Annotated in this window: 3 protein-coding genes; all 3 read left to right on the top strand. The window is 73.8% G+C overall.

Going from position 1 to position 2,583, the window contains the following annotated elements; translation table 11 throughout:
* Window positions 1-424 (top strand): imelysin family protein (locus tag AC1D15_RS26380; protein WP_477828321.1); only part of this gene is annotated, 424 nt, incomplete at its 5' end.
* The gene (locus AC1D15_RS26375) at window positions 421-1,854 is read left to right on the top strand and encodes a di-heme oxidoreductase family protein (protein WP_477828320.1); all 1,434 of its coding nucleotides are present in this window, start codon (window positions 421-423) and stop codon (window positions 1,852-1,854) included. The genes AC1D15_RS26380 and AC1D15_RS26375, both read left to right, overlap by 4 nt.
* Window positions 1,851-2,583, top strand: a 733-nt coding sequence (locus AC1D15_RS26370; RefSeq protein WP_477828319.1) for a DUF1513 domain-containing protein, incomplete at its 3' end; no start/stop codon positions are given. The genes AC1D15_RS26375 and AC1D15_RS26370, both read left to right, overlap by 4 nt.

Below are 2,583 nucleotides of genomic sequence, written 5' to 3'. Positions count from 1 at the left end.
GGCCGAGCTGGCCGGCGAGCGCATGGAGGTCGCGCTGAACACGCAGGACCAGGAGGACGAACAGTCCTGCTTCTCCGACAACACGCACCGCGACATCGTCAACAACGCGCTCGGCATCGAGAACGTCTGGCTCGGCCGCTTCCGGCGGCGCGACGGCAGCCTGCTGCAAGGCCCGTCGCTGCGCGACCTGGTGGCGGCCAAGGATGCGGCGCAGGCCGAGCGCACCACGCGGCAGATCGCCGCGTCGATCGCCGCGGCGCAGGCGATCCACCCGCCGTTCGACCGCGAGATCATCGGCAGCCGCAACGCCCCCGGGCCGATGCGGGTGCGCGCGACCATCGACAGCGTGCTCGCGCAGGCGCGTGAACTCGGCGCGGCCGCCAACGCGATCGGCATCACGCGGCTGAACATGGTGAAGCCGTGAGGCGGATCAAGCTCGGCCTGCTCGCGGCCCTCATCGGCGCGAACGCCGTGCTGCTGCACGCCGCGCCTGCCGACGATGCGCTGACACCCGACGAGCAGACCGGCGGCGCGACCACCGTCGCCGCGACCGGCCGCAATGCGTTCTCGTTCGCCGCCGCGAACCTGAGCGATGACGAGCGCACGCGCTTCGCCGTCGGCAACTCGTTCTTCCGGCGCAACTGGGTCGAGGCACCGTCGTCGACCGCGGCGCGCGACGGGCTCGGGCCGCACTTCATCGCGCGCTCGTGCGGCGGCTGCCACGTGCAAAGCGGCCGCGGCGCGCCGCCCGACTACACGAAGCCGCTCGACCCGCGCGGCGAGCCGCCGGTGGCGCTGCTGCTGCGCCTGTCGATCCCGGGCGAAGGCCCGCACGGCGGCCCGCGGCCGGACCCGATCTACGGTGATCAATTGCGCACGCTGGCCGTGCCGGGCGTGCGCGTCGAGGGCCGCATCACGATGCAGGTGCGCACGCTGCACGGCAAGTTCGCCGACGGCACGGGCTACACGCTGCGGCAGCCGCGCTTCGGCCTGGCGGGCCTCGCGTACGGGCCGGCGTCGAAAGACCTGCAGGTCAGCCCGCGCCTCGCATCGCAGCTGATCGGCATGGGGTTGCTCGAAGCGATCCCCGCGCAGGAGATCCTCGACAACGCGATGCGCCAGGCCGCCGCGCCCGGTCCGGTGAAGGGTCGCCCCAACCAGGTGTGGGACGCCTTCGAGCAGCGCATGATGCCCGGCCGCTTCGGCTGGAAGGCCAATGTCGCGACGCTCGCGCACCAGACCGCCGCGGCCTTCGTCGGCGACATCGGCATCACGTCGAGCCGTTTCCCCGAGGAGTCGTGCACCTTCACGCAGGACGACTGCCGCGCCGCGCCGCGCGGCGCGAAGGGCGAGGCGCCGGAGATCGACGACCGCACGCTCGGCGACGTGGTGTTCTACCAGGCGAGCCTCGCGCCGCCGGCACGCCGCAACCCGGGCGATGCGCAGGTGCGGCACGGGCGCGCGCTGTTCGAGCAGGCGCAGTGCGCCGCCTGCCACCGGCCGAGCTACGTGACCGGCGACAGTCCGCTGCCGGCCTTCGCGAGCCCGGCGTTGAAGGGGCAGACGATCTGGCCGTACACCGACCTGCTGCTGCACGACATGGGCGACGGCCTGGCCGACGGCCGGCCCGATTTCGGGGCCAGCGGCCGCCAGTGGCGCACGCCGCCGCTGTGGGGCGTGGGGCTGATCCGCGACGTCAACGACCACCAGCAGTTGTTGCACGACGGCCGTGCGCGCGGCGTGCTCGAGGCGGTGCTGTGGCATGGCGGCGAGGCCGACGCGAGCCGGCGCCAGGTGCTGAAGATGACGGCCGCCGAACGTGCGGCGCTGGTGCGTTTCGTGGAGTCGCTGTGAGCCGCGCCCGCTGGACACGGCGACGCTGGTTGCAGGCCAGCGCGACGGCAGCGTTCGGCGCTGCCGTCGGCTCGCCCTGGGCCGCGACCGCGTCGACCGCGCTGGCCGCCGCCTGGCAAGACCGCGACGGCGGCGCCAGCGTCGGCGTGCTGGGCCTGCAAGGCCACCACCTGCGCGTGCACCGATCGATCGCAGTGCCGACCCGCGCCCACGGCCTGCTGCAGGAGCGCGGCGGCACGCTGCTCGCCGTCGCGCGCCGCCCCGGCGACTGGCTGATGCGCTGGGACCGCGAGGGCCGCGTGATCGCGCTCGCGTGGATCGAGCCGAACCGCGCGTACAACGGCCACGTGATCGCCGATGCGTCGGGCGACACGCTGTACACCAGCGAGACCGACCTCGACAGCGGCGCCGGCCTGGTCGGCGTGCGCGATGCCCGCACGCTGGAGAAGCGCGCCGAGTGGCCGACGCACGGCCGTGACCCGCACATGCTGCTGTGGGACGAACACGCAGCGCCGTTCACGCGGCTGGTCGTCGCGAACGGCGGCATCGAGATCCGGCCCGAGACCGGCCGCATGAAGCTCGGGCTCGACCGCATGGACTCGTCGCTGGTGCGGCTCGATGCCGCGCGCGGCGAACTGCAGGGGCACTGGCAGCTGGCCGATGCGCGCCTCAGCCTGCGCCACCTCGCGTGGCACGGGCGGGGTACCGATGCCGTGCTCGGCATTGCGA

It is taken from the genome of Rhizobacter sp. P2_H2 (assembly GCF_056403375.1).
This window is presented reverse-complemented; position numbering and strand designations above follow the sequence as displayed.